This window comes from Halorientalis pallida, from assembly GCF_004118325.1.
Classification (GTDB): Archaea; Halobacteriota; Halobacteria; order Halobacteriales; family Haloarculaceae; genus Halorientalis; species Halorientalis pallida.
Map to the genome: position 1 here is coordinate 101,066 of NZ_RDFA01000002.1, position 21,214 is coordinate 122,279.

Here is a 21,214-nt window from a genome sequence, read left to right on the forward strand (position 1 = left end):
CGGGCCGGGATCGACGGTCCCGCCAGGGGGCGTCGCGTGACCACCGAGCAGTGACGCCGCCAGCGACGACCGCCATGGGCCAAACGGTGTGGAGGTCCGTAGTTACCCGGCAGTTTTTACCAGTAATCGGGGCCTCGGTTCGTCGTAGGACGTGCCTGTCGCGTGGCTCGAGGGCGAGCGCGTCGGGCTATGCGGTCCTTACTCGACTGCGAGTTCGTCGACGGGGGCCCCGGTGACTGGCACCGTCGAGTCGGCGGCCGTGCGACGCCGACCGACGGTGTCGGCGTCCATCGTCGGCTGTCGGCGCCCGGCGCGGCCACCGCGTTCCGTCCCGAGCGCGCCTGCGTGGCGGATTCACTGTCGCAACTGAAGATTTATATCTCTGCCAGTTGGAAATTAACGTTATGACCAAATCTGGGGAGCCGGGGTGGCTCGATTCGGAGCGGGAGTACACCGACGAGGTGATCGGGGACGATACGATCCCCGAACTGTTCGCGGCGAGCGTCGAGCGCAACGGGGACGGCGAGGCACAGATGTACAAGGGGGGCATCTATCCGCGGTCGCTGACGCCGGCGGTCGTCGACGAACCCGAGCCGGGAACGTACACGTCGATCACCTACGAGAAGATGGGGGAACTCGTCCGGCACCTGACCGCGGGCTTTCGCGAGCTGGGGGTCACGTCGGGTGATCGCGTCGGGATCATGTCCGACTCCCGGATGGAGTGGGCGCTCACCGACTTCGCCCTCATGTCCGGCGGCGGCGTGGTCACGACGATCTACACGGAGTCCTCGCCCAAACAGATCAAGTACCTCCTCAACGACCCCGGCGCGACCGGTGTCGTCGTGGAGAACGAGCGACTGCTGGACCGACTCGTCAGGGTACAGGACGACCTGAGTCTGGACTTCGTGGTCGTCATCGACGAACTCGACCGGTACGACCACGTCGACCAGATCCGCACGCTCGAAGACGTCTACGACATGGGGGTCGAACACTACGACGAGGACGCGTTCCAGGGGTGGCTCGACGACCTTGACAGCCACGACCTGGCGAGTCTCGTCTACACCTCCGGGACGACGGGCAAACCCAAGGGCGTGAAGCTGACCCATCACAACGTCCGGTCGAACATCAACCAGCTCTGGAAGCGCGTCGGCCCGCGGCCCGACAAGGACGACGAGCTGCCGGTCCTCGATTCCGAGAAGCGGGCGATCTCCATCCTCCCGCTGGCCCACGTCTTCGAGCGGACGGTCGGGCACTTCCTGATGTTCGCGGCTGGCGCGACCGTCGGGTACGCTCAGAGCACCGACACGGTCGACGAGGACCTGAAGAAGATCAAGCCCCACGGCGGTGCGAGCGTCCCACGGGTGTACGAGCGCATCTTCGCCCAGGCCCGCGAACAGGCCAGTGGCTCGGAGGTCAAAGAACGGGTCTTCGAGTGGGCTGTCGACGTGGCTCGCCAGTACAGCCGCGCCGACGACCCCGGAATCGCCCTCAAGCTCAAACGCGGCATCTCCGAGCGACTGGTCTACAGCAAGGTCAAGGAGGAACTCGGCGGGAACATCATCCTGATGGTCAGCGGCGGTGGGAGTCTGAGCGACCGCCTCGCGGAGTTGTTCGACGGCATGGGCATCCCCATCTTCGAGGGCTACGGCCTGACCGAGGCCGCGCCGGTGGTCACGGCGAACACGCCCGAGGACCATCGGACCGGGACGCTCGGGCGGCCGCTGGTCGACATGGACATCCGGATCGACCCCTCGAAAGTGTCCGACGAGCAGTTCGCGGACGCCGAGGGGTACGTCGGCGAACTGCTGGTCAAGGGGCCCAACATCACCGAGGGCTACTGGGAGATGCCCGAGAAGACCGAGGAGGCGTTCACCGCCGACGGCTGGTTCCAGACCGGCGACATCGTCGAACGCGTCGACGGCGACTACCTGATCTACCACGACCGGCTGAAGAACCTGATCGTGCTGGACACGGGGAAAAACGTCGCCCCGGAACCCATCGAGGACGAGTTCTCGACCTCCTCGCGGGTCGAGCAGATCATGGTGATGGGTGACGACGAGAAGTTCGTCTCCGCGCTGATCGTCCCGAACTTCGACGCCATCCGGCGGTGGGCCGACAACCGCAATCTGGACCTGCCAACCGGTCGAAACGCCATCTGTGAGGACGAGCGCGTCAAGGAGTGGGTCGTCCAGGACGTGCAACTCGTCAACCGGAACCTGGAGAAACACGAGACGATCAAGGAGGTCGAACTCGTCGCCGAGGAGTGGACGCCCGAGAACGACCTGCTCACGCCGTCGCTGAAGAAGAAACGGCGCAACATCCTGGCCGAACACGCCGAGCAAGTCGACGGAATTTACGGGAACAGAGAAGCCAAGCTCGCGGACTAGCGGTCGGTGGGATCAGTCCGGGCCAGCAGCCTCGGTCGTCGAGACGGCCGTGCTGTCGAGGTAGACCGCCTGTTCGGCGGCGTCCTCGACGGCGTCCATCGCCCGGTCCAGCCACAGCGCGAGTTCCCGGACGACCAGCGCGGCGGCGGTGTCGCCGGTCGCGAACGCCTCCGAGACGAGTTTCCGCCCCACTGTGTCACAGCGTGACTCCATCTCCGCGACGGTCGCTCTGACGTCGTGGACGGCGTCGACCTTCCGATGTGCGGGACTGGCGAAGAGGTCGCCGATGGCCCTCGAGAGCGCCTCGACCGCCTCGACGACCAGATCGCCCATTCTCGCGAAGTCCGCAGTGACGGCCGCCGAGAGTGTCGGCTCCATCGCAGCCAGTTCGCCGAAGAACGTCTCGACGTGATTGGCAGTCTCGTCCGCGCAGGCGAACAGTTCGAGCACGCCACCGGGCTGGAAGTAGACGCGAGTGAAGTTGGGGCCCATCGACTGCCCGACCGTCCGCCGAATAGTGGTGAGCAGGTCGTCGCAGTCGGATTCCAGCCGCCGAACCCGTTCGAGTTCGCCACAGAAGGCCGCCTCGTCGCGCCCGTAGTACTCGACGCCGGGTCGCACGCTCTCGACGCAGTCGGCGAGTGCGTCGAAGTAGCGATCGGAGACATCGGTGAACTCGGTCCGGAACGCAGTGGTCGGTGTCTCGCTCATCACCGCCGACTTTCTGATTCGGCACGTAAGCGGTTGCTATGAGCCGTCTACAGTGTCGGGTACCGGTATTGTGCGACTGCAGTTGAAGGAAGAGTCGGCGTGATTAAATCAAGCTCAGGCTAGCTCGAACTCCAGCTTTTTCTCCTCGGGTTCGCTCCCACTGGTCGCGAACCTCTCGTCGGAAAACGTGGGCGAAAAAGCCGAGCACTCACTCTGTTCGTGCTCGGTACGACAGCTCTAGGCCAGCTCGAACTCGATGGCTGCGCCCTGCCCGAAGCCGACACACTCGGTCGCGAGGCCGAGTTCGGCGTCGCGCTTTTGCATCTCGTGGATGAGCGTCACGGGCAGGCGGGCACCGGAGGCACCGAGGGGGTGACCGATGGCGATCGCACCGCCGTTGACGTTGTAGATGTCGTCGTCGAAGCCGAGCTGCTGCTGGCAGTAGTAACACTGGGAGGCGAAAGCCTCGTTGAGTTCGACCAGGTCGTAGTCCTCGGGGTCGCGGCCGGTACGCTCACACAGGCCCTCGACGGCCGGGATCGGGCCGATACCCATCACGGTGGGGTCGACGCCGGCGACGTTGTTGCCGCCGACTTCGGCGAGGATCTCGAGACCCTGGTCCTCGGCGAAGGCCTTGCTGGTGAGCATGGTGGCGGCCGCGCCGTCGGAGATCTGACTGGAGTTACCGGGCGTGACGGTCCCGTCGGCCTTGAACACGGTCGGAAGGCCTTCGAGCTTCTCGGCGGTGGTGCCCGGGCGCAGGCCCTCGTCTTTCTCGACGGTGATCTCGTTGCCCTCGTCGTCGGTGCCCTCGATGGGGACGATCTCGTCGTCGAAGCGACCTTCCTCGGTGGCCTCGACGGCGCGCTGCTGGGAGCGAGCGGCGTACTCGTCCTGGGTCTCCCGGGAGATGTCGTACTCCTCGGCGACCTTCTCGGCGGTCATCCCCATCTGGAGGTTCATGACGTTGTAGTCGTCGTTGAGCGCGGGGTGGACGTTCGCGGTGTTCTCGCCCATCTCGACGCGGGACATGCTCTCGACACCGCCAGCGATGAGCACGTCACGCTGGCCGGCACGGATTGCGTCGGCCGCGGAGATGATCGCCTGCGCCGAGGAGGCACACCAGCGGTTGACGGTCGTCGCGGGCACGCTCTCGCCGAGGTCCGACAGCAGCGAGATGACCCGGGCCATGTTGTTGCCCTGCTCGCCTCGCTGCTGGGCACAGCCCCAGATCAGGTCGTCGACGTCCTCGCCCTCGAGGCCGGTCTCGTCGAGCATCTTGTTGATCAGCGGAATCGAGAGATCCTCGCTGCGGACGTCCGAATAGACGCCGTCCTCCTTCCCCTGCGGTGTGCGGTACGCTTTGACAACGACTGGCGTGTTATCTGCCATGTGTAGCCCATCAGGGTCGTTAGTGTTAAATCCCGTCGAACTGCCAGCGCCGGCACTACCAGTTGTCGCCGGTGGACGGTTCTTCCCGTTCCTATGTTAACCGCCTCGCATAGATGGCTTACAGTTGAAATGTCGTCCAGATATTCGGTGAACAGCTCACACGCCAGTGGGGTGGATTCGGCGGGGAGGAGGCGGGTGGGACCGGGAGTGAACGGGGCGTCCGTGGACGGAGTCCGGGGGGCTTATGTCCGTCGCGGTCGAATCTCGGTGGGAATGAGTGACCCGGAGCTGGACGTCGTCGAGTTCCTGTTGACAGCGACAGCGTACAACGACGACCGCGAGTTAGAGCCGGACGATCTCCCGCCGACCTACCGGACTGTGTTCTGGAGCGACGGCCGCATCGAGCGACCGCTCTCGGCGACCGCGACGACGGCCGCGGACGCGACCGGCGTCGAGCGACCCTGGGACGCCATCTCGGGGCTGATGTTCACCGACCGCGACGACTTCTCGGGCGACATCGAGTTCACCGACGAAGACATGGCCGAGGAGTGGTTCCTCGACCGCGCGGACGCCGGCCAGATCCGCGCGAACCCGACGCTGGCCGCCAGGTACGGCGACGAGTTCGAGGTCGACTACGAGCAGGCTCACGAACTGAACCGACCGGCCCGGGCCGATCGCGCCTGGATCGACAGCCTGCTCGACGAGTACTTCGACGACGAGGAGGAAGAGGAGATGCTCGACCTCGTGGACATCCGCGCCCCCGAGGAAGTCGAGATGACGATGGACGATCTGGTGCTGACCGCCGACCAGGAGGGTGAGATCCACAAGATCGTCAAGGCCATCGAACACCGCGACTACCTCGCCCAGATCGGCCTGCGCGAGATCGGGAAGCTCCTCTTCGTCGGCCCGCCGGGCACCGGGAAGACCTCCGTCGCCCGTGCGCTGGCCCGCGAACTCGACCTCCCGTTCGTCGAGGTGAAGCTGTCGATGATCACCAGCCAGTACCTCGGCGAGACGGCGAAAAACGTCGAGAAGTCCTTCGAGGTGGCCCGGCGACTCTCCCCGTGTATCTTCTTCATGGACGAGTTCGACTTCGTGGCCAAGACCCGATCCTCGGACGAACACGCCGCGATCAAACGCGCCGTCAACACCCTCCTCAAGAGCATCGACGACATCAGCCTCATCGAGGACGACGTGTTGCTGATCGGCGCGACCAACCACCCCGATCAACTCGACGCCGCGGCCTGGCGGCGCTTCGACGAGATCGTCAACTTCCCCAAACCGGACTCGGGGATGCGCTCGGACATCCTCCAGGTCGTCACCCGGGAGATGGACATCGCCGACTTCGACCCCATGACGCTCGCGGAGATGACCGAAGGCCTCACCGGGAGCGACCTCCGGCTCGTCCTCCGGGAGGCCGTGCTGGAGGCCCTGACCGAGGAACGCACCACCCTGACCCAGCAAGACCTCGAAGACGCCGTCGCGGATTTCGAAGAGCGAGATAATTTGAAGAACCTCGACATGATAGACGGCGACGCCGACGCGCTGGTCGCCGGGGGCGACATTTCCGGCACCGACGAGGAAGAGACCGCCGCCGACGGGCACGGCCACGACCACGATCACGACCACGCCGACGACTGAGGGGGATTCGGTCGACGGGCGCATCGCCGAGCGAGCGAGCGGTGCGAACGGTGACGACCGCGGGGTTTACGCCCCCAGAACTCTTTTCGGCGGGCGAATGGAGGTCACGCTGCTCGGCACCGGCGACACGACCGGCACACCGACGCCCGGCTGTACCTGTGACACCTGCGAGCGAGCGCGCGAGCGGGGCGTCGAGCGCACTCGCTACTCGATCCACGTCCGCAACGAGCGGACCGACGAGGCGCTCCTGGTCGACGCCAGCCCGGACTTTCGCCACCAGTTCCTCGAACGCGACGTGGACCTGCCCGACGCCGCCGTGATCAGCCACATCCACTTCGACCACCTCGACGGGCTGGGCAACGCCTACCGCCTGTTCTCCGATCTGCCAGTGTACGCCGCCGACGAGACCGATCCCGAAACCGGCGAGAGCGTCGCCGAGACCGTTCGCCGGCGGTACGACTACCTCGACGCCGTCACTGTCGAGGCGCGCGCGCCGTTCGAGACCCTCCAGACCTGTGGGTTCGACGTGACGCTCGTCCCGGTCAATCACCCGCCGCTGGTGTGTTACGGCCTCGTCGTCGAGGACCCGGAGACGGGCGCGAAGCTCTCGCTATCGGGCGACACGAGCTTCGGGATTCCCGAGGAGTCCCGGGAAGCATTGGCCGACCCCGACCTGTTGCTGGCCGACGGCATCGTCCCGGCCCACCTCTGTGAACACCACCCCTACGGCGGACGACACGAGGACGAGGACGGCGTGCCCCGGACGTTCGGGACCAAACACATGACCATCGAGGGCGCGCGCTCGCTCGGCGAGCGACTTGACGCCGACGAGACGCGGATCGTCCACCTCTCGCACTTCATCCCGGCCGACGAGGCCTTCGACGAGGACCTGGCGGTGGACGGCGAGCGCTACGAACTCTGAAATCGACCGGACCGTTTTGTCGGCGGAGTCGCTGAAACGGACGATGACCGACGCCGAACAGTTCCCGACCGACCACCCGCTGGTCGCGACCGGACTCGTCGCGACCGTGGGCGCAGTGGGCTACGCCGTCCCGACCGCGCTGTTCGGGCGAACCGTCGAACCGGTGCCCGTCCTCGCGTTCGTCGTGGCCTTCACCGCGTGCTACATGGGCGCTATCGTCGTGTCCCGGCGGCTCGGAATCACCTGAACCGATCCAGCCCGGACTGGTGGCGCTGTCGCCCCTGGGGGTCGGGGTCCCACGGCTGGCCGGCGGCGCGCTCGGCGGCCGTGTCCACGTCGGGTGCATCCGCCGGATCGTACCCGTCACAGTCGGGGCCACACTCCCGCGCGGGGTTCACGATCCGGCCCTTCCAGGCGCAGTAGGGGAGACTACCCCGCTGGAACCGTTCGGCCGACTCGACTTCCCCACAGTCGGGGAAGTCGTAGGTCCGCCAGCCCTTGCCGTATGCGCGTTCGGCCACGCGGCGGCGCTGGCGGCGTTTCTCGGCGGCGGTGACGACCGCCACGTCCGTCCGGGCGGTGCGCCGGTCCAGCACGTCGATCCCAGTCTCGTCGGTGTCGAGCGGCGTCGGCTCCCGGATCACGTCGCGCTCGCCGGTGTCGGGGAAAAATCGACAGACACCGACCGCCTCGGGGATGCGGTTGAGGTGTGCGCCAGTGACGTGGGATTCGGTCGCGAGGACGATCTCGTCCAGCAGGCCCAGACTCACGTCCTTCCGAAGTTGAGTTTCGAGGTCGCCGGGCCGCCCGAGGTCGGGTTTGTTCTCGATACCCACGAGGGAATCGAACCAGTCGTCGGGGTAGCGGGCGGTCTGACGGACGTACGTGCGGCCGTTGCGGCGTTCCCGCTCGAAAAAGCCCAACTCGACCGCTCGCTCGACCACGGACTCCGCGCGGTCGGGGTGGATGTCGAACGCGTCCTTCCAGTAGCGCGCTTGCCCCGGACCGACCGCGCTCTCGATAGCCGGTGCAGGGATGCGCTCGGGCGTGATGGCCGCCCGCTCGTCGAGTCCGGGACCGGGTTCGACGAGCACGAGGTCCATCACCCGGTTGCCGTGGCAGGCGGTGCCCAGTTGGCGGGCGATGACGGCCTCGCGCTCGCTCTCCAGGCGGGCCGACAGCGCGACCTCGAACGCGAACTCGGACACACCGGGTGCAGGGGCGCGGCGAGCAAAAGCGTCGCGCTCAGGCGCGGTCGGGCGACCGGTCGCGCTGGGTCCCCAGGCGGTCGTCGGGCAGTGGCACGTAGTCGTTTCCAGCGACGAACCTGTCCTGGCCGAACTCGGAGAGGATCGAGTCGAGGAACGCGGCCTCCTTCGGGCTGGTCCCGTCCCAGGTGTAACAGTGCAGGTCACGCGAGAGTGGGTAGCCGCGTGCGCCGAGATTCCGGCCGTACTCGTAGGTCGTTCCCTCCCACTCCAGCGCGATGGGAGAAACGCCGTCGAAATCGGCGAGCGCCAGTGCGAGGTACGCGATCGCGCTGTCTGACCGTTCGACGGCGGTCGCGAGTTGCTGGTTCTGGTCGTAGCGGTCGTCGACGGTCGTCTCCGCGGCCGGATCTCCGAACAGGGCGGAGACGAACGCAGTGCGGGTGCCCGACCCCCCAGCGCGACCGAGGACCGCCACCTCGCGATCCGGCCCACCGAGTTCCCGCCAGTTCTCGATTCTGCCCGTGTAGAGGTCTCGGAGTTGCTCTCCGGTGAGCGAACTGACCCCGGCGTCGGCGACGTCCTGTGAGACGACGATGGGAATGCCATCGACGGCGACGACGTGGTCGGTGAAGTTCTCGTAGGACGCCCGGTCCCGGAGTTCCGTCTCGACGGCGGCAGAGGCGTTCCCGATGTCGACTCGGCCATCGGCGAGTCCTTCGAGCCCACGCTCGGAGTGAGAGAGGCCGACGGCCATTTGGAGTGGGGGTTCGCTGGACTCACCGGTCGGTTCGAACCCGTAGCGAGCGGCCCAGTAGTCCGCGTAGTTGTGGTCTGTGTCGATGCCGTACTCGGCGTGGGGCCAGTATTCGCGGTCGCTCGCGGGTCGGTTGGCGTTCCAGTATGCGGCCGCCTCGTTGGCGATGGGGTACACCGTCGAGGAACCGTCGGCCGTGAGCGGTTCGATTCGGGATTCCGTCTCGTCGGCGTCCTCCTCGGTGGGCTCCTCCGGTTCCGTCGTCTCCTGTGCAGTCTCCGTCGGCGTGTCCGAGGGCGTCTGTGTCGGCGATTCGGTCGCCGTCTCGGCCGGTTCGTCGTCGGTCGACTGGCCCGGCGAACTGACACAGCCTGCGGCCCCGAGCGCACCGACGAGGGCGGCGCTCCGGAGGAACCTACGGCGATCGTATCTGGAGGGCATCACGCGGTCGGTCGGCCGAACGTGGCAAAAAATCGGTGGTCTCGGATCGGATATCGGCGGTCCCCCGGGTCGTCGAGGCGTGCCGAGCCGGGACGGAGCTCGGCCACGTCACGAGTGGTCGGTTCGCCGAGAATCGGGACGGCCGATTCTCGTGTTCCCATTTTCGCTCCGCGAACCGTGGGACCGCCGAGGACCACGACCGTCCGCGTCGACGCCACCTCTGTCGCAAAACCAGGGACTGCTCAGGCGTCGAGTGCGTCCGCAAGTCCGTGGAAGTCCGTCACTGTCAGGTCGGGTTCGCCGTCGAAGGTCACCCAGGGATCGTCCTTGCGGTCGACCCAGACGCCCTGCATGCCCGCGTGGGCCGCGCCCTGCACGTCGAACCAGCCCGCGGTGGCGTGGGCGACCTCGTCGATGGGCGTCCCGGTCCGGGCGGCGGCGTGGCGGTAGAGCGCCGAATCGGGTTTGAACCGCTCCACCTCGTCGGCGCTGATCGTGTCCGCCAGCAGGTCGTCGACGCCGGCGTGGGCGACCATCGAGTCGAGCATCTCGGGGTTCCCGTTCGAGACGATATAGCAGTCGTAGCCGGCCTCGGTGAGCCGTTCCATGCCGTCGCGCACGTCTTCGAACACGTCGAGCTCGTGGTAGACGGCGAGGATCTCGTCGCGCTCGGCCGAGGTATACTCGACGCCGGACACGTCCAGCGCGTGGGTGAGGGCGTCGCGGTTCATCTCGTAGAACGGCTGGTACGCGTCGACGTGGTTGGCGACCATGGTGTACATCAGCGAGTGGGCGCGCCAGAGGTTCGAGACGGGTTCGGGGTCGGGGACGACTTCGGCCAGCGCGCGCTCCGCGGCCTCGACGTCGACGACGGTGCTGTAGGAGTCGAACGTGACGGTCGTGACGCGGTCGGGATCGAACGACATAGCGGCCCCCAAGATCGTGAGAGACAAAAACACACGGGGCCCGGTCCAGGGACGGCAGGCCGGGTGGGAACCCCCACCTCGGGGAGGAAGAACAGCAACTTTATCAGGTGCAGGCGGCGAAAGGACGGTAAGATTACTCTCGAAATGACAGACGAACACCGACAACCGGAGGTGAACATCGGGCTCGTTGGCCACGTCGACCACGGCAAGACGACGCTGGTCCAGGCGCTGAGTGGGGAGTGGACCGACCAGCACTCAGAGGAGATGAAACGCGGTATCTCCATCCGCCTCGGGTACGCCGACGCAACCTTTCGGCAGTGCCCCGACGCCGAGGAACCCGAGAAGTACACCGTCGACGAGGAGTGTCCGGACGGCTCGCCCAGTGAGCCGCTGCGGACTGTTTCGTTCGTCGATGCACCCGGCCACGAGACGCTGATGGCGACGATGCTCTCGGGGGCCTCGATCATGGACGGCGCGGTGCTGGTCGTTTCCGCGTCCGAGCCCGTCCCGCAGGCCCAGACCGAAGAGCACCTGATGGCGCTCGACATCATCGGCATCGACAACATCGTCATCGCCCAGAACAAGGTCGACCTCGTCGACCGCGAGACCGCGGCCGACAACTACGAACAGATCCAGGAGTTCGTCTCGGGCACCGTGGCCGAGGGCGCACCCATCGTCCCCGTTTCGGCCCAGCAGGGCGTCAACATGGACGTGCTGATCCAGGCCATCGAGGAGGAGATTCCCACACCCGACCGCGACCCGAGCGAGGACGCCCAGATGCTCGTCGCACGCAGTTTCGACATCAATCGCCCGGGCACGACCTGGGACTCGCTGATGGGCGGCGTCCTGGGCGGCAGTCTCGTCCAGGGCCAGCTCCGCGACGACGAGGACCTCGAACTCCGGCCCGGCTGGGAAGTCGAGGAGGGCGGACAGACCGAGTGGCGGCCCGTCGAGACCACCGTCAGATCGCTCCAGGCCGGTGGCGAAGACGTCGAGGAGGCCACGCCGGGTGGCTTGCTCGGTGTCGGGACCGGCCTCGATCCGTCGCTGACGAAAGGCGACGCGCTCGCGGGGCAGGTCGCCGGGCCGCCGGGGACGCTCCCGCCGACGTTCGAGCAGTTCGAGATGGACGTCGACCTGCTGGAGCGGATCGTCGGCGAAACCGACGAGGTCGAGGAGATCTCGACTGGCGAGCCGCTGATGCTCACCGTCGGGACGGCGACGACCGTCGGCTCGGTCACGAGCGCCCGCGGCGGCGAGTGTGAGGTCGCCCTGAAACGGCCGGTGTGTGCCGAGCCGGGCGCGAAGATCGCCATCAACCGCCGGGTCGGCGCGCGGTGGCGGCTGATCGGCGTCGGGACGCTTCGGGAATGACGGTGTGTCTGGACACGAGCGCGCTGATGATGCCGGTCGAATGCGACGTGCGGCTGTTCGAGGAACTCGACCGCGTGCTGGGCGACCACGATCTGGGAGTGCCCCGGGCAGTGGTCACCGAACTGGATTCGCTGGCCGACGGCGGCGGCGAGGAAGGGACGGCCGCCAGTGTCGGCCGGGATCTGACCGACCGCGCTCGCGTCCTCGACCACGAGGAATCGTACGCCGACGACGCCATCGTCGAACTCGCCGCCGCCGGTGAGTGCGATTGTGTCGTCACGAACGACCGCCCCCTGCGAGACCGCGTGCTGGACCGTGGCGTTCCAGTAATTGGTTTAAGGGGTCAGAACAAACTCGCCATTACTCAACCATAACATGTACAAACGGGTTCGACTTCGCGACACAGTAGAGGTGCCCCCGGAACACCTCGCAGACGTGACTCCGGGACGGATCAAGCGACTCCTGCAGGACAAGCTCGAAGGGCGGATGGACGAGGACGTGGGCAGCGTCGTCTCCGTCGTCGAGGTCCACGACATCGGTGAGGGCGCGGTCCTCCCGAACGAGCCGGGCGTCTACTACGAGGCAGAGTTCGACGCGCTGACCTTCGACCCACAGATGCAGGAGGTCGTCGACGGGGAGATCGTCGAGGTCGTCAACTTCGGCGCGTTCGTCGGGATCGGGCCGGTCGACGGGCTGCTCCACGTCTCCCAGATCTCCGACGAGTATCTCGCCTACGACGAGGAGAACCAGCAGCTGGCCTCCCGGGATTCGAGCGATACGCTGACGGTCGGCGACGCGGTGCGGGCCCGGATCGTCACCAAGAGCATCGACGAGCGCAATCCCCGTGACTCGAAGATCGGTCTGACCGCGAAACAGGTCGGCCTCGGGAAACACGGCTGGCTCGAAGCCGAGCGCCAGGAGCGCAAGAGCGAGGCGACCACGGGTGAGTAGTCATGGCTGACAGACTCGTCTGCCGTGAGTGTCACCGCGTCCAGCAGTCCGGCGAAGAGGAGGCGTGTGTCTCCTGTGGCTCCAGTTCGCTGACCGAAGACTGGGCCGGCTACGTGATCATCGCCCACCCCGAGGAGAGCGAAGTGGCCGAGGAGATGCAGGTCGACGAGCCTGGCAAATACGCGCTGAAGGTTCGTTGACGTGACCGACGACACAGACACCGAGGTCGTCGTCAGCCTGCAGGAGGCACTGCGTGGCGAGCTCAAAGACCCGATGGGTGCGGTCTACACGGAGGCCGAGGCGCTGTTCGCGGCCGCCGACCCGCCCCTGATCGCGGTCGGCGACATCGTCACGTACCACCTGATCGAGGCCGGCCACCGGCCGGACGTGGCGCTGATCGACGGACAGACCAAACGCTCTGCTATCGAGGACCACATCCGGGAGGCCATCGACGCGGGCGTCTTCGACCGCGAGGTCGAGGTCGAAAACGCCGCGGCGGGACTGAGTGCAGGGCTCCTGTCGGCGCTCGCGACGGCCATCGACGCCGCCGGCGAGGGCGAGTCGACGGTAATCGTCGTCGACGGTGAGGAGGACCTGGCGACGCTGCCGGCCATCGCCGCCGCGCCGTCGGGCGCGAGCGTCGTCTACGGCCAGCCCGACGAAGGGATGGTCCTCGTCGAGTGTGACGACGAGATCGACGCACGGGTGACGGACCTGTTCGAGCGGATGGACGGCGACGACGAGCGGCTGTGGGACCTGCTCGAGGGCTGAACCGACCACCGGCCCACGGACGCGGTGACGGTACGGGCTTCGAAATCCTTTTACTCGTTTCGCGGGGAGTACCACCAAGAACCATGGATATCGACATCATCGAAGAGACGGAGAATCCGATGTTACACCGGACCGACGTTCGGTTCGAGATGGTCCACGAGGACGCGACGCCCTCGCGGCTCTCGGTTCGTGACAGTCTCGCCGCCAAGCTCAACAAGGACGCCGAGGAGGTCGTCGTCCACGAACTCGACACGAAATACGGCATGCGCAAGACCGTGGGCTACGCGAAAGTGTACGACAGCCCCGAGTTCGCCGCCGACGTCGAGCAGGACCACATGCTCGAACGCAACAAGATCACGGCCGACGGGGAGGCCGAGGAAGAGGCCGAGGAGGCATAGATGCCCCGCCACGAACTCTACGAAGACGACGGGACGACCGAGAAAGAAACGTGCCCGCGCTGTGGCGACTCCTTCCTCGCGGACCACGGCGACCGCCTCCACTGCGGCCGGTGTAGCTACACCGAGTGGCAGTAACGACCCGGTTCAGTTCTCGTCAGTTCGCCGTCGGGCCCACAGCGCCGCGGCCGCGCTGCCGAGCCCAGCGACCGCACTCGTGACCCCGAGCCCCGGCCCCGAACCGGTCGTCGTCGCCGGTTCGGTCGCGTCGGCCGCGCCAGCAGTCGACTCGCCGACCGTCGGTGTCGACGCCGTCCCGGTTCCTGCTGTCGACTGGCGGGCCGGCGAATCAGTCCGCCCGTCGGTCGTCGGGGTGTCCGGAGCGGGGGACGCCGTCGTCCGTGGCGGCTGCCCGGCCGACTGCCCGGAGGGATCGTACAGCCCGAGGAGCGCGTCCGTCCCGCTCCCGCCGAGCAGGAGGACGCCGTCGTCGGTCGGCACGAGGCCGTCGAACCGATCCCACGCGCCCGGATCGTAGGTCCGGTCCCACTGCCGGTCGCCCGCGTCGTCGATCGCCATCAGCCAGGCGTCGCCGGTCGACTCGACGCCGGTCCAGCCACCGGCCAGTGCCGTGTCGTCGACCGTCGTGACCGCAAAGAGGACGTTCCGGTCGTTGGGGCCGTAGGTCCGGTGCCAGCGCTGGTGACCGTTCCGGTCGAGGTGCGCGACGTACGCGGCCGCCGTCGCCTCGCCGGGGCCCCGCGCCAGTCCGGTCAGAACGAATCCGTCGTCGGTCGGGGCGAGGTCGTAGGCGATCCCCTGTGTCTCGTACGAGCGGGCCCAGCGCTGTCGGCCGGTGTCGACGATAGAGGCGATCCAGGGTCGGAGATTGCGGTCGTCGCCGATTTCGGCACCGGCGAGGAGATACCCGCCGTCGCCGTCCGGGACGACACCGTAGCCGAACTGCCCGCGTTCCGTCCGTTGCCACTCGATGGCCCCCGTCTCGTCGATGGCCGCGATCCAGAGGGTCCGCGTCGGCGTCGCGCCGATCAGGAGGTAGCCCTCGTCGGTGGCGGTCGCGGAACGGATCATGGCCGCCGACGAGTACCGCTCCTCCCACTGGATCGACCCGTCGGCGGCGACGGTCGCGGCCCATCCGCCAGTCGTGTTCTCGCTCGCGCGGCCGCCCGCCAGGAAGTAGGTGCCGTCGCCGTTGGCGACGACCGTCTCGATACGCCCGCGGGCGCCACCTTCGTATCGACGGTCCCACTGGGACCGGCCGTCGCCGTCGAACGACGCCACCCACGCGTCCGCCCCCTGCTCGCCGGTCGCCTGCCGTCCGGCAACGAGGTAGCCGTCACCCCCAGCCTCGACGGCCGCGTTCGCGGCCGTCAATCGGGTGCCGTCGCCCGAGTGGGTTCGCATCCACGCGAGGGCGCCCTGTTCCGACTCCGTCGTGCCGTCCTGTCCGGTCGTCCGTGCCGAGCCGACGCTACCGATTGCAGTCGCACCGACGGCCCCGCCGGCGAGCGTCGCGAGCAACCGCCGTCGTCGCAGTGTCCGTCGCATGTACTGGGCCGGGGTGGTCGCGCCCTGGTATTTCAACGTTCGGACAGGCGAGGGGAACGGAGGCAGAGCGGGCGGTCCGGATGGCAACCCATTTGCCCGCTCGTCGCCTCTCGACGGGCAAGAGTGACGCCGGACACGCGCGTGCTGGGCATCGAGGGGACCGCCTGGGCGGCCAGCGCCGCCGTCTACGACCGGGCGACCGATACCGTCGAGATCGAGACCGAGGCCTACCAGCCCGACAGCGGCGGTATTCATCCCCGGGAGGCCGCCGAACACATGGGCGACAATAGTCCGGACGTGGTCGAGCGAGCGCTGGCGCACGCCCGCGAGCTGGCGGCCGACGATCCCGACTGCGGGGCCGACGACCCGCCCGTCGACTGCGTGGCCTTCTCTCGCGGTCCCGGGCTCGGGCCCTGTCTGCGGATCGTCGCGACGGCGGCCCGCGCGGTCGCCCAGCGACTGGACGTGCCTCTCGTCGGCGTCAACCACATGGTGGCCCACCTGGAGATCGGCCGCCACCGCTCGGGATTCGAGTCACCGGTCTGTCTGAACGCCAGCGGCGCGAACGCGCACGTCCTGGCCTACCGGAACGGCCGCTACCGCGTGCTGGGGGAGACGATGGACACCGGGGTCGGCAACGCCATCGACAAGTTCACCCGCCACCTCGACTGGTCCCACCCCGGCGGGCCGAAGGTCGAAGAGGCCGCCGAGGACGGCGCGTACCACGAGCTCCCCTACGTCGTCAAGGGAATGGACTTCTCTTTCTCGGGCGTGATGAGCGCCGCCAAGGACGCCGTGGACGGGGGGCCCGCGAGCAGCGCGAGTGGGGCCTCGTCGGATCCACGATCCGACGGTGGGGTTCCCGTCGAAGACGTGTGTCACGGCCTGCAGGAGAGTGTCTTCGCGATGCTGACGGAGGTCAGCGAGCGCGCCCTCTCCCTGACCGGGAGCGACGAACTCGTCCTCGGTGGCGGGGTGGGTCAGAACGCCCGCCTGCGGGAGATGCTGGGCGAGATGTGCGAGCAACGCGGCGCGGACTTCTTCGCCCCCGAAGCGCGCTTCCTCCGGGACAACGCCGGCATGATCGCGGTGCTGGGCGCGAAGATGTACGCGGCCGGCGACACGCTCTCGATAGCGGAGTCGGGCATCGACGCGGATTTTCGGCCGGATCAGGTCGAAGTCAGTTGGCGGGAAGACGAGTCGCCCCACTACCGACCCGACGACGCCGACGAACTGCAGGGCGCGGAGGCGACCGTCGAGATCGACGGCGACCGCGTGGTCAAACACCGCCGACCCCGGAGCTACCGCCACCCGGAACTGGACGAGCGGTTGCGGGTCGAACGCACCCGCGAAGAGGCCCGGCTCACCGCGGAGGCGCGCCGCCACGGCGTCCCCACGCCGGTCGTGCTGGACGTGGACCCCTGGGAGACCCGACTGGTCTTCGAGCGCGTCGGCGACGCGGACCTCCGGGAGCGGTTGACCGAGCCCAACGTCCGGGCCGTGGGCCGCCACCTGGCGACGATCCACGAGGCCGGGTTCGTCCACGGCGACCCGACGACGCGGAACGTCCGCGTTTCCCTCGACGGTACTGACGACGACGGCCGCGCGTACCTCATCGACTTCGGGCTGGGCTACTACACCGACGACCGCGAGGACTACGCGATGGATCTGCACGTGCTGGCCCAGTCGCTTGCAGGGACGGCCGACGATCCCGAGAGCCTGCTCGCGGCGGCCGAAGAGGCCTACAGTTCCGTCGGTGACGAGCGCGTCCTCGATACCTTGCGGGCGGTCGAGGGGCGCGGGCGGTACCAGTAGTCACTCGGGGGTCACGTCGGCGGCGTGGCGGTCGTAGTAGTCGGCGATGAAGGCGACGAACAGGAACTTCAGCGCCATCGCACCGGCGGTGGCCAGGGCCGTACGGACCGGCTGGCGGCGGACAGCCGCGCGGACGGCGTAGATTGTACACGCGGCGTTGCAGACGTTCAGCAACTGGATCGGATGCCGGCGGTCGCCGTGTTCGAGCCACAGGCGCTCGCCGTAGACGACGCGGGTCATCCACGCGTCGTCGTCGGTCGGCGGTTGGAACAGGACGGGGTTGAGAACGACGAACAGCACGGTCCCGACCAGCAGGCGCTCGTCCCGGCGGTAGATCGCCAGCATGAGCAGGGGGAGGCTGGCGACCCGCGACCACCCGCTTTTCGGGTTTGCGTGGCGCTCCCAGGCGGCTTCGCGCACGGCGGCGAGTCGGGACGGGTGTGACATGTGTCGACGGAGACACCGGAGTGGAATAAAGCCGGGTCCCGGTCCGACCGGGCAGGACAAACGTCTTAACGGGGCCAAACGAAACACGGAGTATGGCTGACAAGCCGGAGTCCGGTGAGATCTTCGGGGTACCGTACAACTTCGAGCGACCGAGCATCAAGCGCCTGCTCTCGTCGTACTGGCGGCCCGGCGAGGGGATGCTCGTCGAGAAGCCCTTCGGCATCGGCTACACGCTGAACCTGGCCAACTGGCGGTCCTGGATCGTCCTGGCCGTCGCTGGCCTCCTGTTCTACCAGGGCCGGCAGTCCGGCGAGGAGGGCGAGGCCGGCGACGAGGACGAACCGGTCGAAGTCATCGTCGACTGAATCGACGCGTCTTTTGACCGGCGGCGCGGACCGCCGGGTATGCTCCGGTTCGTGACGACCAACCAGGGGAAGGTACGGGAAGCCCGCGAGTATCTCGGCGACGATACGGTCGAACAGCTCGATTTCGACTACACGGAGATTCAGGCCGACGACCTCGCGGCCGTGGCGGCCCACGGCGCGCGGGAAGCCTACCGCCACACCGTCGTGTCGGAGACTCGACGAGCAGACGGCTCCGCCGTCGACGTCGGTGAACCGGTGCTGGTCGACGACGCTGGCCTGTTCGTCGACGCCTTCGACGGGTTTCCGGGTCCCTACTCCTCGTACGTCGAGGACACGGTGGGTGTCGAGCGTGTCTGGCGGCTCACCCGCGAGGAGGACGACCGCACGGCGGCGTTCAGGACCGTGCTGGCCTACTGCGACGGCGAGGGCTTCGACGCGTCGCCGGAACCGGTCGAGCACGAGCGGCGCGGGCAGGACCAGGGTGCCGAGGAACGTGCGGCGGCGACGACGGACGACCAGGTGGCCGAGGGCGACCTGCCGGTGAAGATCTTCGAGGGGTACGTCCCCGGCGAGATCGTCGCGCCGCGCGGGGAGGGTGGCTTCGGCTACGATCCCATCTTCGAGCACGACGGGACGACGTTCGCCGAGATGACACCCGAGGAGAAGAACGCGGTCTCCCATCGCGGGCGGGCGTTAGCGAAGTTCGGGGAGTGGTACCGGGAGCGCTAGCGGCCGGTACGCCGGGAGAACTCCGTTCTCCCGGAAGTCCCGAGAGCGAACGAAGTGAGCGATCGGGAGCCGAGCGGTAGCGAGGCATACCGGACCAGTCCCAGCCCGCGCAGGAGCGACGCGACGAGCAGGACCCTCCGGGCGTGGTACCAGGAGCGGTGGCGACTACTGGGCTCACCGCAGTATCGGCGGCGCTACAGTGACAAAGGGATTGTCAGTGACAGGTTCAGTTCGAATGAATGGCTGGTCCCCTATTGCAACATCCGCTACGCGACGCGACGGCAGTAGCACTGATCTGGGTGTCGATCCATTTCTTGTTTGATCTCCTCGTGCTGAACGTGGTAATTCCGAACCAGGTCACGACGATGGGCAGTACGGCAATTACAGGCGGGCTCTCACTTTTCATTTCCGTGCTCTATCTCCACGAGAGGACATCCTAGCTGTGGGACTCGGGGAGCCAACCCGTTGCAGGACACCCCGAGCGGAGCTACCCCTCCGACATTACGCACGCGGGTCCCGGTCCGGTCCGGGATACGCGCCGCCGACGACGACCTCGTACATCGTCTCGGGGTCGAACAGGGAGACGAACGCACGCGGTTCGCGGACGCTCACGTCGACGTGTTTCCGGAGGGCGGCACCGGCCTCGGCCGACTGGAGCCCCTCGTCGAAGGTGAGTAAGTGCGGGGCGTCGCCGTTGTAGGCCGAGGCCAGCGCGGGGTGGTCACCAGCGGGATGATCGACGGGTTCGCGGAGCCGGTCGACCCGCTCGCGCCAGTCGCCGGCGAGGCCGGCGTCGGCGCAGTCGGTGATCACGGCCTCGGCGTCGTCGATGAGGTGGTCGCTGGCGACCAGCGTCACCCAGTCGTGGGCCCGCACGATGTCGAGGGCGTCACGGGCGGGACCACCGACGAGCAGGTCGGCCGCCAGCACGTCCGCGTCCGCGACGAGGCGGGCGGGGTTCGGGCCCTCAGTCATCTTCTTCCCTCCGGACCGCCAGCCGTTCGCGGACGGTCGCGAGGGCGACGTCGTACTCGTCGGCACGGTCGAACAACTCGGCCCAGGTCATACCCGGAGTGGGTGGGCACGCGCCGAAAAGCCACCGCTCAGGCGAGCCAGCGTTCGCGGGCGAGCCAGTACCCCAGACCGGCGAGGAAGGCGATGCCGACGTTGGTCGCCACGGCGAGCAGGCCGATGGCACCGACCAGGGGCAGGTGGTCGGTGTCCAGCGCGACCCCGCCGAGCTGGACGGCGACGACGCCGAGCAGGGTCCCCAGCAGGGCCATCGGGAAGGACAACCAGAGACCGGCCACGAGCGCGCCGGCGAGATAACAGACACCGAGGACGACGTTGGCGGTCCCGCTCCGCGCGCCGAAGGCGTACTTTCCGGCGAGGCCGCCGCTACCGTGACACATCGGCAGGCCGCCCAGGGGCACCGCAGCCAGGGACATCCCGCCCATGCTCCGGGCGAGACGGTCCGGCGAGACGTCACGGTCGAACAGGTCGGCACAGAGCAGCGAGGTCGCGACCGCGGCGTTGCCGACGGTCATCGCCAGCTGGGCGAGCGTGCCCTCGACCGCGCCGACGGTGAGCGCGGGGCCGCCGGTCGGGAACAGCGACGGCGCGGGCAGTGCGGGTGCGGGCACCCCTGCGGCGACCGCGGTCCAGACGGTGCCGGCGGCGAGGACGACCAGCGCGGCGGCACGGCGGTAGCCGGCGACGGCCACCACACCAGCGAGGGCCGCGCCGACGGCTGCCACACCCGGGTCACCCAGCGCGAGATCCAGGCCGGCCCGTGCGAGCAGGAGGGCGACGGCGAACTGGACGCCCCGGATGACCGGCCGGCCGACCACGGTCTGGAGGCGGGACAGCGTCCCTGTCGCGCCGACGACGACCAGGACACCGCCCGCGAGCAGGCCGGCGGCGACGAGTTCGCCGTAGGTTAGCGCACCGGCGATGGCCAGCCCCGCGAGGGCCTTCATCGGCTCGACCGACAGCGGGAGGCCGTACCGCAATCCCCAGACGACCTGGAAGACGCCGAAGCCCACGAGGACGTGGGCGAGCGACGCTGGCGTCAGCGCACCCAGGGCCACCACGAGGGGCAACACCGTAACCGAATCCCCTAACGCGCCCGTCAGGTCGCCGACGGTAACGGGAAGCCACTGCTCGACGCGCTCGACGGTGGAAACGGCCACGAAAGGCCCTGGGAACCGCCGGCATATCAGCGTTACCAGCAACCGTTCAGCGTTTCACGACCGCGATGGTGTGACCGAAACCGGCTAGATACCTCGTCGCGACGGTCGGTCACAATCTCCGAGAGGACGCGACGTCCGGCGGTTCCGTCGGGTGTGACGGATGTCTGACGCGATTTTAAGTAACACCCGAGCCTTTCGAAAATTAGGGCGCGCCAAGACGG

General features: G+C 67.8%; 23 protein-coding genes. 14 read left to right on the forward strand and 9 right to left on the reverse strand.

Translation table 11 applies throughout. The features are described 5' to 3' along the window. Positions 1-404: 404 nt before the first annotated feature. The gene (locus EAF64_RS05675) at positions 405-2,387 is read left to right on the forward strand and encodes an AMP-dependent synthetase/ligase (RefSeq protein ID WP_129068021.1); all 1,983 of its coding nucleotides are present in this window, start codon (positions 405-407) and stop codon (positions 2,385-2,387) included. 12 nt (positions 2,388-2,399) lie between these two features. On the opposite strand, the gene EAF64_RS05680 is transcribed toward EAF64_RS05675, so the two are convergent. Continuing rightward, entirely contained in the window at positions 2,400-3,098 is a 699-nt protein-coding gene (locus EAF64_RS05680; RefSeq protein WP_129068022.1) for a DUF47 family protein, read from the reverse strand. 237 nt (positions 3,099-3,335) lie between these two features. Then, entirely contained in the window at positions 3,336-4,490 is a 1,155-nt protein-coding gene (locus tag EAF64_RS05685) for a thiolase family protein (RefSeq protein ID WP_129068023.1), read from the reverse strand. 273 nt (positions 4,491-4,763) lie between these two features. Between EAF64_RS05685 and EAF64_RS05690 the strand changes: the two genes are divergently transcribed. The 3 genes from EAF64_RS05690 to EAF64_RS05700 all read left to right on the forward strand — a co-directional run bounded on the left by EAF64_RS05690 (position 4,764) and on the right by EAF64_RS05700 (position 7,300). Further along, entirely contained in the window at positions 4,764-6,131 is a 1,368-nt protein-coding gene (locus EAF64_RS05690; protein WP_129068024.1) for an ATP-binding protein, read from the forward strand. Positions 6,132-6,228: 97 nt separating this feature from the next. Further along, positions 6,229-7,053 carry an MBL fold metallo-hydrolase gene (locus EAF64_RS05695; RefSeq protein ID WP_129068025.1) on the forward strand — a complete coding sequence of 275 codons (825 nt, stop codon included), beginning with the start codon at positions 6,229-6,231 and terminating at the stop codon, positions 7,051-7,053. A 43-nt stretch (positions 7,054-7,096) separates the two neighbouring features. Then, positions 7,097-7,300: a hypothetical protein gene (locus EAF64_RS05700; RefSeq protein ID WP_129068026.1), complete on the forward strand. Its 204-nt coding sequence runs from the start codon at positions 7,097-7,099 to the stop codon at positions 7,298-7,300. Here the strand turns inward: EAF64_RS05700 and EAF64_RS05705 are convergent. The 3 genes from EAF64_RS05705 to EAF64_RS05715 all read right to left on the reverse strand — a co-directional run bounded on the left by EAF64_RS05705 (position 7,293) and on the right by EAF64_RS05715 (position 10,385). Beyond that, positions 7,293-8,261, reverse strand: a complete 969-nt coding sequence (locus tag EAF64_RS05705) for a DUF5787 family protein (RefSeq protein ID WP_129068027.1) — start codon at positions 8,259-8,261, stop codon at positions 7,293-7,295. The genes EAF64_RS05700 and EAF64_RS05705 overlap by 8 nt on opposite strands. A gap of 37 nt (positions 8,262-8,298) precedes the next feature. Further along, the gene (locus EAF64_RS05710) at positions 8,299-9,459 is read right to left on the reverse strand and encodes a PstS family phosphate ABC transporter substrate-binding protein (protein WP_129068028.1); all 1,161 of its coding nucleotides are present in this window, start codon (positions 9,457-9,459) and stop codon (positions 8,299-8,301) included. Between the two features lie 242 nt (positions 9,460-9,701). Then, positions 9,702-10,385 carry a haloacid dehalogenase type II gene (locus tag EAF64_RS05715; RefSeq protein ID WP_129068029.1) on the reverse strand — a complete coding sequence of 228 codons (684 nt, stop codon included), beginning with the start codon at positions 10,383-10,385 and terminating at the stop codon, positions 9,702-9,704. A 144-nt stretch (positions 10,386-10,529) separates the two neighbouring features. Between EAF64_RS05715 and EAF64_RS05720 the strand changes: the two genes are divergently transcribed. From EAF64_RS05720 to EAF64_RS05750, 7 genes are all read left to right on the forward strand, one after another. Further along, positions 10,530-11,759, forward strand: a complete 1,230-nt coding sequence (locus tag EAF64_RS05720; RefSeq protein ID WP_129068030.1) for a translation initiation factor IF-2 subunit gamma — start codon at positions 10,530-10,532, stop codon at positions 11,757-11,759. Next, the gene (locus EAF64_RS05725) at positions 11,756-12,133 is read left to right on the forward strand and encodes a PIN domain-containing protein (RefSeq protein WP_129068031.1); all 378 of its coding nucleotides are present in this window, start codon (positions 11,756-11,758) and stop codon (positions 12,131-12,133) included. The genes EAF64_RS05720 and EAF64_RS05725 overlap by 4 nt, the downstream gene beginning before the upstream one ends. Position 12,134: 1 nt before the next feature. Continuing rightward, entirely contained in the window at positions 12,135-12,710 is a 576-nt protein-coding gene (locus EAF64_RS05730; RefSeq protein ID WP_129068032.1) for a DNA-directed RNA polymerase, read from the forward strand. A 2-nt stretch (positions 12,711-12,712) separates the two neighbouring features. Beyond that, a complete protein-coding gene (spt4, locus tag EAF64_RS05735; RefSeq protein ID WP_077206065.1) occupies positions 12,713-12,910 on the forward strand; it encodes a transcription elongation factor subunit Spt4 in 198 nt (65 codons plus the stop codon). A gap of 73 nt (positions 12,911-12,983) precedes the next feature. Then, complete coding sequence (locus EAF64_RS05740; protein ID WP_129068572.1) at positions 12,984-13,481, forward strand: GTP-dependent dephospho-CoA kinase family protein; 498 nt, start codon at positions 12,984-12,986, stop codon at positions 13,479-13,481. 83 nt (positions 13,482-13,564) lie between these two features. Continuing rightward, complete coding sequence (locus tag EAF64_RS05745; protein ID WP_129068033.1) at positions 13,565-13,879, forward strand: 30S ribosomal protein S24e; 315 nt, start codon at positions 13,565-13,567, stop codon at positions 13,877-13,879. After that, positions 13,880-14,014, forward strand: coding sequence for a 30S ribosomal protein S27ae (locus EAF64_RS05750; RefSeq protein WP_092658338.1), 135 nt, complete (start codon positions 13,880-13,882; stop codon positions 14,012-14,014). A gap of 9 nt (positions 14,015-14,023) precedes the next feature. Here the strand turns inward: EAF64_RS05750 and EAF64_RS05755 are convergent, their stop codons facing one another. Further along, complete coding sequence (locus EAF64_RS05755) at positions 14,024-15,445, reverse strand: hypothetical protein (RefSeq protein ID WP_129068034.1); 1,422 nt, start codon at positions 15,443-15,445, stop codon at positions 14,024-14,026. Between the two features lie 123 nt (positions 15,446-15,568). Between EAF64_RS05755 and EAF64_RS05760 the strand changes: the two genes are divergently transcribed. Further along, positions 15,569-17,260 (forward strand): bifunctional N(6)-L-threonylcarbamoyladenine synthase/serine/threonine protein kinase, encoded by a 1,692-nt coding sequence (locus EAF64_RS05760; protein ID WP_129068035.1) that lies wholly within the window; start codon positions 15,569-15,571, stop codon positions 17,258-17,260. On the opposite strand, the gene EAF64_RS05765 is transcribed toward EAF64_RS05760, so the two are convergent. Next, positions 17,261-17,707, reverse strand: a complete 447-nt coding sequence (locus EAF64_RS05765) for a DUF6653 family protein (protein ID WP_129068036.1) — start codon at positions 17,705-17,707, stop codon at positions 17,261-17,263. A gap of 92 nt (positions 17,708-17,799) precedes the next feature. On the opposite strand from EAF64_RS05765, the gene EAF64_RS05770 reads away from it, so the two are divergent. Together EAF64_RS05770 and EAF64_RS05775 are read left to right on the forward strand one after the other, a co-directional pair. Next, entirely contained in the window at positions 17,800-18,072 is a 273-nt protein-coding gene (locus EAF64_RS05770) for a DUF5808 domain-containing protein (protein WP_129068037.1), read from the forward strand. A gap of 39 nt (positions 18,073-18,111) precedes the next feature. Next, positions 18,112-18,801, forward strand: a complete 690-nt coding sequence (locus tag EAF64_RS05775; protein WP_129068038.1) for a non-canonical purine NTP pyrophosphatase — start codon at positions 18,112-18,114, stop codon at positions 18,799-18,801. 501 nt (positions 18,802-19,302) lie between these two features. On the opposite strand, the gene EAF64_RS05780 is transcribed toward EAF64_RS05775, so the two are convergent. Next, positions 19,303-19,776 carry a DUF7384 family protein gene (locus tag EAF64_RS05780; protein WP_129068039.1) on the reverse strand — a complete coding sequence of 158 codons (474 nt, stop codon included), beginning with the start codon at positions 19,774-19,776 and terminating at the stop codon, positions 19,303-19,305. Positions 19,777-19,904: 128 nt separating this feature from the next. Next, a complete protein-coding gene (locus tag EAF64_RS05785; protein WP_129068040.1) occupies positions 19,905-20,993 on the reverse strand; it encodes a putative sulfate/molybdate transporter in 1,089 nt (362 codons plus the stop codon). Between the last annotated feature and the right edge of the window lie 221 nt (positions 20,994-21,214).

Coding starts and splice junctions, on each gene's coding strand:
- EAF64_RS05675 (WP_129068021.1), top strand. CDS start 405: ATGACCAAATCTGGGGAGCCGGGGTGGCTCGATTCGGAGCGGGAGTAC.
- EAF64_RS05680 (WP_129068022.1), bottom strand. CDS start 3,098: ATGAGCGAGACACCGACCACTGCGTTCCGGACCGAGTTCACCGATGTC.
- EAF64_RS05685 (WP_129068023.1), bottom strand. CDS start 4,490: ATGGCAGATAACACGCCAGTCGTTGTCAAAGCGTACCGCACACCGCAG.
- EAF64_RS05690 (WP_129068024.1), top strand. CDS start 4,764: ATGAGTGACCCGGAGCTGGACGTCGTCGAGTTCCTGTTGACAGCGACA.
- EAF64_RS05695 (WP_129068025.1), top strand. CDS start 6,229: ATGGAGGTCACGCTGCTCGGCACCGGCGACACGACCGGCACACCGACG.
- EAF64_RS05700 (WP_129068026.1), top strand. CDS start 7,097: ATGACCGACGCCGAACAGTTCCCGACCGACCACCCGCTGGTCGCGACC.
- EAF64_RS05710 (WP_129068028.1), bottom strand. CDS start 9,459: ATGCCCTCCAGATACGATCGCCGTAGGTTCCTCCGGAGCGCCGCCCTC.
- EAF64_RS05715 (WP_129068029.1), bottom strand. CDS start 10,385: ATGTCGTTCGATCCCGACCGCGTCACGACCGTCACGTTCGACTCCTAC.
- EAF64_RS05720 (WP_129068030.1), top strand. CDS start 10,530: ATGACAGACGAACACCGACAACCGGAGGTGAACATCGGGCTCGTTGGC.
- EAF64_RS05725 (WP_129068031.1), top strand. CDS start 11,756: ATGACGGTGTGTCTGGACACGAGCGCGCTGATGATGCCGGTCGAATGC.
- EAF64_RS05730 (WP_129068032.1), top strand. CDS start 12,135: ATGTACAAACGGGTTCGACTTCGCGACACAGTAGAGGTGCCCCCGGAA.
- spt4 (WP_077206065.1), top strand. CDS start 12,713: ATGGCTGACAGACTCGTCTGCCGTGAGTGTCACCGCGTCCAGCAGTCC.
- EAF64_RS05740 (WP_129068572.1), top strand. CDS start 12,984: ATGGGTGCGGTCTACACGGAGGCCGAGGCGCTGTTCGCGGCCGCCGAC.
- EAF64_RS05745 (WP_129068033.1), top strand. CDS start 13,565: ATGGATATCGACATCATCGAAGAGACGGAGAATCCGATGTTACACCGG.
- EAF64_RS05750 (WP_092658338.1), top strand. CDS start 13,880: ATGCCCCGCCACGAACTCTACGAAGACGACGGGACGACCGAGAAAGAA.
- EAF64_RS05755 (WP_129068034.1), bottom strand. CDS start 15,445: ATGCGACGGACACTGCGACGACGGCGGTTGCTCGCGACGCTCGCCGGC.
- EAF64_RS05765 (WP_129068036.1), bottom strand. CDS start 17,707: ATGTCACACCCGTCCCGACTCGCCGCCGTGCGCGAAGCCGCCTGGGAG.
- EAF64_RS05770 (WP_129068037.1), top strand. CDS start 17,800: ATGGCTGACAAGCCGGAGTCCGGTGAGATCTTCGGGGTACCGTACAAC.
- EAF64_RS05775 (WP_129068038.1), top strand. CDS start 18,112: ATGCTCCGGTTCGTGACGACCAACCAGGGGAAGGTACGGGAAGCCCGC.
- EAF64_RS05780 (WP_129068039.1), bottom strand. CDS start 19,776: ATGACTGAGGGCCCGAACCCCGCCCGCCTCGTCGCGGACGCGGACGTG.